This window comes from Aphanothece microscopica RSMan92, assembly GCF_046613545.2.
Taxonomy (GTDB): Bacteria; Cyanobacteriota; Cyanobacteriia; order PCC-6307; family Cyanobiaceae; genus NIES-981.
The window spans coordinates 1-423 of the sequence record NZ_JBKKKY020000594.1 but is presented as its reverse complement, the minus strand read 5'-3'; the positions used below and the strand labels follow the sequence as shown (position 1 = coordinate 423).

Here is a 423-nt window from a genome sequence, read left to right as displayed (position 1 = left end):
CTCCGCGATCACCTCCACCGGGCCTTCGAGGCGAAACTCGGGGTCGAGCGGCTCCGGGGCCAGACGGGTCCAGAGCACGAAGCCGTCAGCTGTGGGGTCACCCGATGCGACGCCAAGCGAGAATGGATCGTTCACCCAGCGCGGCGTCTCGGCGCGGGCGTCGCCGCGATAGGGCGCGGCAAACGCCGCCGCTGCAGCCCCCGACGCCCAGAGGTTCAGAAACGCCCGGCGACGCGGATTGAAGGCGGCAGACATGGGTGCGGCTCCGACAAGAAAAAGGGCGGCCCGGCATGACCGGACCGCCCCCAGAATGACAAGGCTTCGTGACGATCAGAACTCGTACTTCAAGCCGATTTGAATGTACCAGCGCGACAGATCCGCGTTGCGGGTCGGGGTCAGGAAGCCGGTGTTCGGGTTGTCCAC

1 protein-coding gene is annotated in these 423 nt (G+C 66.9%); it reads right to left on the bottom strand.

The window, feature by feature from the left end:
• A partial coding sequence (locus tag ACLD7X_RS19215; protein WP_411425274.1) for a PhoD-like phosphatase N-terminal domain-containing protein occupies positions 1-255 on the bottom strand: 255 nt, incomplete at its 3' end.
• Between the last annotated feature and the right edge of the window lie 168 nt (positions 256-423).